Below are 6,497 nucleotides of genomic sequence, written 5' to 3'. Positions count from 1 at the left end.
ATGACAAAAGGCACCGAGAGGGATTCCTCTCGGTGCCTTTTGTCGACAATCTGAAACCCCACATAATGTGGGGTTACTCTTTAATAAATCGCTTTTGAAAGTTTTTTTCTCATTCTTTTCACATTCCGTCCAGACATTACATTGTTTTTCCGCATCATACCATATGCTGCTGCACCTAGTCCTAGAGTCACAAGAGAAGTCATTGCTCGATTCATTCTTCTTCCCCCTTAGTTAAGTTTACATACTTATGGTTCTATCATCATCTTCAAAAAGATCATCTAAGGAACTCAATGTTCCATCTTCTTCAACCTGATGAGTGTATATTTGCCCTTGCAATATAGACAACTCGATAAAACAACTCCAGCAATAATATTGATTTACACCAATTTTTCCGATATCTTTACTTTTACAGTTTGGGCACTTCATAGGTGTACACCTCTCATCTAAAGATCAATGACGATGACGTCTTCACCAACAGTGAAAGGTTGTTTTGCTTTGACAACCTTTTTCCCCTCTGTAATATCTGCAAAGAAGCCATCCGTTATTTCATACCCTATAATCGTGCCCATTTCCTCTGTAAAATATACATCTTCCAGCAATCCCAATTTCTCACCTTCAGATGTTAATATCGGTTTTTGAAATAAACCATGATGAGAGTGTAAAAAGTAGGTTGTTTTTTCGGATTCATCATCAAGCTGTTCTAGCATCCCCTTATCAGAAACCATAACACCATCATTACCGAATGAGGAAATACATTCTATTGGTGCAAGGCGATTTTTTTCAAAAAAGCCTTTTCCTTTTACCAATAGCCCACTAACCTTTCCTTCATTGGTGATGCAAATATCTGATACTCGACCAAGTAATTTACCAGCTTGTTCATCATAAACAGGTAAATCCTTGAGTAGCGTAAATGTCCGCAAAGATATCGCCACCTTTCGAACATTACTTATCTTTCACTTTCATCCATAAAGTCATACGGTGAAAGGTTTTCCATTCCGATGTTTGGATCTGTTCGGAGTAACATATCATAATAGTTAATTGGTTCGCCGATTTCAGTTACTGGTAAATTCACTTCAACTCCTGTCTGACCAAAATGCTCATGTAGCTTTTCACATAAGGTTGTTTGACGAAGCGAATCCTGACCTCTTTGCACACCTTGTTTTAATGCTTCTTCCTCACCACATAGAATTAAAAAATCCTTACTTCTAGTAATCGCAGTATAGATGAGATTTTTTCGTAACATCCGATAGTAGCTTTTTACGATAGGAAGTATGACAATTGGAAATTCACTACCTTGCGACTTATGTATTGAACAACAATATGCATGAGTAATCTGGTTCAAATCTTGTTTCGTATATGTGGCTTCATTACCATCAAATGATACAACGACCATATCTTGTTTTTCAGTATTCTCTTTTGCATAAAAAATTGAAACAATTTCACCCATATCTCCATTAAATACATTATTCTCTGGTTGGTTTACAAGCTGTAATACTTTATCTCCACGTCTGTAAATAATGTCCCCATATTTCAACTCTCTTTTACCATTGACAGGTGGATTAAATAATTCCTGAAGCATGACATTCAGATTATCAATACCCGCAGCACCACGATACATGGGAGCTAAAACTTGAATATCCTTCACACTGAACCCTTTGCTTTTTGCATTTGCAGAAACTTGTTTTACAACATCGAGAATTTGTGATTGGTTACATTTAATAAAAGAACGATCTGCCATCGGCTTACTTATATCTAACGGCAAATTACCTTTTTTAATATCATGAGCTAATTCAATGATTGATGAACCTTCTGATTGACGATAAATATCTGTTAGCCTTACTGTTGGTAAAACCTCTGACGCTAATAGATCCTTTAATACCTGGCCAGGACCAACAGATGGAAGCTGATCCTCATCACCAACAAGAATCACTTGAATTGAATCAGGTAATGATTTAAATAATTGGTTAGCAAGCCAAATATCAACCATTGAAACCTCATCAACAATTAATAACTTTCCATTAATTGGATTATCTTCACCATGACTAAATCCTTCAACCCCATTCCAGCCTAATAAACGGTGGATTGTCACCGCTGGTAATCCAGTCGATTCTGCCATTCTTTTAGCAGCACGACCTGTTGGTGCAACTAATAGAATCGGGAAGGGGTTTTCAGGATTATAATCCTTAGGATCCAATGAACATCCATGCAGTTCCCCATATAATTCAACAATCCCTTTAATAACTGTTGTTTTACCAGTTCCTGGACCACCTGTTAGAAGGAGCATTGGGGTCATGAGTGCCTTTTGAATCGCATCCTTTTGGGATGATGCATATTGAACATTAAGTCTCTCTTCAAGTGAACCAAGTGCTAATAAAAATTCTGATTCCGGAAAAATATCTTCATATTCCATTTGATCCATAATTCGTTTAATATTTGTTACAAGTCCCTTTTCCGAGTAATAAAGGGATGGTACATATACCCGGTCATCTTCAAGAACTAGCTTGCCCTCTTCTGTTAAACAAATGATTTCTTGAGAAATATTTGTTTCGATTATTCGTTCATTACTATTTTCCTCTAATAAATGCTTTACCCTTTCAATTAGATCGGTGGTATGTAAATAAACATGGCCATCTTGAAGCGAATCTTGTTCTAATAAATACAAGCAACCAGCCTTTATCCGATCAGGATGATTGTCAGAAATACCTAGTTGTCCGCCTAATTCATCAGCTCTACGAAATCCGATTCCTTCAATATCCTCAACTAATTTATATGGACTCTTTTGAATGATTGAAAGTGTTTCTTCTTTGTATGCTTGATAGATCTTCATCGAAATTTGTGGACCAAAGCCTAATTGAGATAGTGAAATCATAATCTGTTCGAGACCCTGATGCTCACGTAAGGTTTCATATATTTCCTTCGCCTTATCCTCAGGAAGTTTAGGAATTTCTTTTAAAATATCTGGGTTTGCGATTATTTTTGATATTGCACCTTCACCAAGTGTATCAACAATTTTCTCTGCAGTCTTTTTTCCAATTCCTTTAAATAAATCCCCTGATAAATACTGAATAATCCCCTGTTTTGAATGTGGGATTTCCTTACGAAAGTGTTCAACATGAAATTGTAGTCCAAATTTCGGATGATCCTTTAAGCTTCCGAAAAAAATATATGTTTCATTTTCATGAATCCGGGGAAAATAACCTGTAACAACTGCTTCCTTCTCTGAATATTCTTCATTCGTTTCCTCCAAACGAATTCGTACAACAGAATATAAATTTTGTTCATTATGAAAAATCGTAACTAAATGAGTTCCCTTCATAAATTTCTGTTGTTCTTTGAATAAATCAAGCGTCTCTTGTTGTTTCACGTTTATCCCCCCATTCCAATCAACTTATTAAATTAATTTTTAAGTGCGTCTTCTACAATTTTCTTCCCATTTCCCGCAAGTATATGGTCAGGTTGTATGTCAAGTGCCTTATTAAACATTTCTAATGCTTTATGATTATCATCTTTATAGCCTGCATAGGCCACACCTAGATTATAAAAGGCGTCTGAATGATTAGCATCAAGAGTTGTAACTTTTAAGAATACTTCGATTGCTTCATCAATCATCGATTCACCTGCTAAGCATAGTCCATATTGAAAATTAGCATCAACATCTGTATCATTCAGCTCTGTTGCACGTTGCATATAGGGAAGAGCCAATCTTGATTGTCCTAACTGGATCAACGTCATACCAAGCATAAAATATGTATCACTATTATCTAGCCCTTTTTTCAATGCTTTTTCAAAGAAATCCTTCGCCTTTACAAAATCCTCTTTATTAAAGAATGCATTCCCAATCCCATAATAGGCTGTCCCCATTTTATCATCAAGTTCAATTGCTTTTTGATAAAACGCAATCGCTCTCTCATTGTCTCCTACTGCGGATAATAGGTTTCCGAAATTCGTATAATAGATCGCTTCATTCGGATTCTCTTCAATTGCTTCTGAGAAGCATTTAGCCGCTTCTTCATACTTTCCTTCTTGCATATATTGAATTCCTTGTTTATTTAAGTCCATATTTATCAACTCCAATATTTCGTATTATACCATAGTAAAACCTCAACTCTGTGTAGAGAGTTGAGGCTTTTTTTATCCAACATACATGAGTCTTTTATCATCTTTAAAGACATGATCAATTGTTGCACCACCTAGACATTCATCCCCATTATAGAAAACTACTGATTGTCCTGGTGTAATTGCACGGCTTGGTTCTTCAAAAATAACCTTCACTGTATTGTCATCAATCATTTGAACTTCCACTTTCGAATCTTGTTGACGGTATCTAAATTTAGCTGTGCATGTAAAATCCTGTTGAGGCTTTTTATCAGAAACCCAACTTACATTTGTTGCGGTAATCCAATCCGAATATAAACGTTCATTATGAAAGCCTTGATCAACGTATAAAACATTTTTTTCTAAATCTTTGCCAATGACAAACCATGGTTCACCACTACCGCCTATACCAAGCCCATGTCTTTGTCCAATTGTATAATACATTAACCCATCATGCCTACCCTTTACCTCACCAGAAAAAGTTTCCATATTCCCTGGTTGAGCAGGCAAATAATTACTTAAAAATTCTTTAAAGTTTCGCTCACCAATAAAACAAATTCCTGTACTGTCTTTTTTTGTAGCTGTAGCAAGATTTGCTTGCTTAGCTAGCTCTCTTACCTTTGGTTTTTCGATATTTCCTATAGGAAACATGACCTTTGAAAGTTGGTCCTGAGTTAACTGATTTAAGAAATAAGTTTGGTCTTTATTATCATCGATGCCACGCAGCATCTTGTATTCACCATCTCTATACTCAATACGTGCGTAATGTCCTGTTGCTAAATAATCCGCACCAAGTGTCATTGCATGCTCTAAAAATGCTTTAAATTTGATTTCTTTATTACACATGACATCTGGATTTGGTGTCCTACCGGCCTTATATTCCTCTAAAAAATAAGTAAATACTTTATCCCAGTATTGCTTTTCAAAATTAACCGCGTAGTATGGAATACCAATTTGATTACAAACTCTAATGACATCCTCATAATCCTCTGTAGCTGTACATACTCCAAATTCATCTGTGTCATCCCAATTTTTCATGAAAATTCCAATGACATCATAGCCTTGTTCCTTTAAAAGTAGTGCTGCAACCGAAGAATCCACTCCTCCGGACATGCCGACAACTACTCGTGTCTCACTTGGTGGTTTCACCATTTCGGACACCTCCTATCCTTCATCTTGCTGTAAGTCGGTTGACAATTTTTGCTGTTTCAACTGCAACCTTTTCAATTTGCGCGATTGTATTTCCTATTCCAAAGCTGAAACGAATGGAAGAAGAAATCCGCTCTGAATTCTTCCCGAACATGGCAACTAGTACATGTGATGGATCAATCGAACCCGCTGTACAGGCAGAACCGCTCGAAACTGCAATTCCTGCTAAATCAAGATTAACGAGCATTGATTCAACATTTGTACCCGGGAAATAAAGATTAAGTATATGTGGCATTGAATTGTCTTGATCTCCATTAACATCATATTCAATTTGATAGTCAGATAATATTTGGATGAATCGTTGTTTCATATCTCCATATAATTTTGTGCGATTGGCAATCGTTTGTTGACTATACTCTACAGCAGCTTGCAACCCAACAATTCCTGGAACATTTTCAGTTCCTGCACGGCGATTCTTTTCCTGCTCCCCTCCGTGAAAATGTGGAGTTATTTTCAGACCATCCTTCATATATAAAAAACCCGTACCTTTTGGACCATTAATTTTATGAGCTGATACAGACATTAAGTCAAGCTTTAGCTCAATTACATCAATTTCGACTACCCCGAAAGCTTGTACCGCATCAGTATGAAAGATTGCTTGATGGTTTTCAAGTAATTTGCCTATTTCCTGGATTGGTTGGATTGTACCAACCTCATTATTACCGTACATAATTGAGACAAGAATGGTTTCGTTCGTTAATGCTTTTTCAACATCTTGAACTGAAATAATTCCGTGTTCGTTAACTGGTAAGTAAGTAACATTAAAACCTTGTTTCTCCAGATATTCGCACGTATGCAATACTGCATGGTGTTCGATGGCAGTTGTTATAATATGATTTCCCTTAGAATGATTCGCAAATGCAGCACCAATAAGAGCAAGATTATCAGCTTCAGTACCACCACTCGTAAAAATAATCTCATTTGGTTTGGCATGAATGCTTTCTGCAATTAGTTGTCTTGCATCATCAAGAGCATGTCTGCTTTTTCTACCATAATGATGAATACTCGATGGGTTCCCAAAAGATTCAATCATAAATAGAATCATTCTTTCTGCTATTTCAGGGCGCATTGGTGATGTCGCTGCGTGGTCTAGGTATATACTGTCCATAAATGCCCCTCCCTTTTAAAATATGTCTTTGTTCAACTTTGCTGTTGATTGATTTCCGCTCCAGGCGGACGCTTTCCGCGGGAGG

General features: G+C 36.6%; 7 protein-coding genes. All 7 read right to left on the bottom strand.

What is annotated here, in order from left to right; genetic code table 11:
* Positions 1-80: 80 nt before the first annotated feature.
* Positions 81-215: a YrzQ family protein gene (locus MJG50_RS20290; protein ID WP_240257602.1), complete on the bottom strand. Its 135-nt coding sequence runs from the start codon at positions 213-215 to the stop codon at positions 81-83.
* A gap of 22 nt (positions 216-237) precedes the next feature.
* Entirely contained in the window at positions 238-426 is a 189-nt protein-coding gene (locus MJG50_RS20285) for a YrzR-like zinc ribbon domain (RefSeq protein WP_240257601.1), read from the bottom strand.
* Between the two features lie 17 nt (positions 427-443).
* Positions 444-920 (bottom strand): PRC-barrel domain-containing protein, encoded by a 477-nt coding sequence (locus MJG50_RS20280; RefSeq protein WP_240257600.1) that lies wholly within the window; start codon positions 918-920, stop codon positions 444-446.
* Positions 921-946: 26 nt separating this feature from the next.
* Positions 947-3,316 carry an SF1B family DNA helicase RecD2 gene (gene recD2 / locus MJG50_RS20275; RefSeq protein WP_275695696.1) on the bottom strand — a complete coding sequence of 790 codons (2,370 nt, stop codon included), beginning with the start codon at positions 3,314-3,316 and terminating at the stop codon, positions 947-949.
* 80 nt (positions 3,317-3,396) lie between these two features.
* The gene (locus MJG50_RS20270) at positions 3,397-4,059 is read right to left on the bottom strand and encodes a tetratricopeptide repeat protein (protein ID WP_240257598.1); all 663 of its coding nucleotides are present in this window, start codon (positions 4,057-4,059) and stop codon (positions 3,397-3,399) included.
* A 72-nt stretch (positions 4,060-4,131) separates the two neighbouring features.
* Positions 4,132-5,247, bottom strand: a complete 1,116-nt coding sequence (gene mnmA, locus MJG50_RS20265; protein WP_240257597.1) for a tRNA 2-thiouridine(34) synthase MnmA — start codon at positions 5,245-5,247, stop codon at positions 4,132-4,134.
* A 19-nt stretch (positions 5,248-5,266) separates the two neighbouring features.
* Entirely contained in the window at positions 5,267-6,412 is a 1,146-nt protein-coding gene (locus MJG50_RS20260; RefSeq protein ID WP_240257596.1) for a cysteine desulfurase family protein, read from the bottom strand.
* Between the last annotated feature and the right edge of the window lie 85 nt (positions 6,413-6,497).

It is taken from the genome of Fredinandcohnia quinoae (assembly GCF_022427965.1).
Classification (GTDB): Bacteria; Bacillota; Bacilli; order Bacillales; family Bacillaceae_L; genus Ferdinandcohnia; species Ferdinandcohnia quinoae.
This window is presented reverse-complemented; position numbering and strand designations above follow the sequence as displayed.

Excerpts from the sequence above, each read along its gene's own strand:
- MJG50_RS20270 (WP_240257598.1), bottom strand. The coding sequence starts at position 4,059 with ATGGACTTAAATAAACAAGGAATTCAATATATGCAAGAAGGAAAGTAT.
- recD2 (WP_275695696.1), bottom strand. The coding sequence starts at position 3,316 with ATGAAGGGAACTCATTTAGTTACGATTTTTCATAATGAACAAAATTTA.
- MJG50_RS20260 (WP_240257596.1), bottom strand. The coding sequence starts at position 6,412 with ATGGACAGTATATACCTAGACCACGCAGCGACATCACCAATGCGCCCT.
- mnmA (WP_240257597.1), bottom strand. The coding sequence starts at position 5,247 with ATGGTGAAACCACCAAGTGAGACACGAGTAGTTGTCGGCATGTCCGGA.
- MJG50_RS20290 (WP_240257602.1), bottom strand. The coding sequence starts at position 215 with ATGAATCGAGCAATGACTTCTCTTGTGACTCTAGGACTAGGTGCAGCA.
- MJG50_RS20285 (WP_240257601.1), bottom strand. The coding sequence starts at position 426 with ATGAAGTGCCCAAACTGTAAAAGTAAAGATATCGGAAAAATTGGTGTA.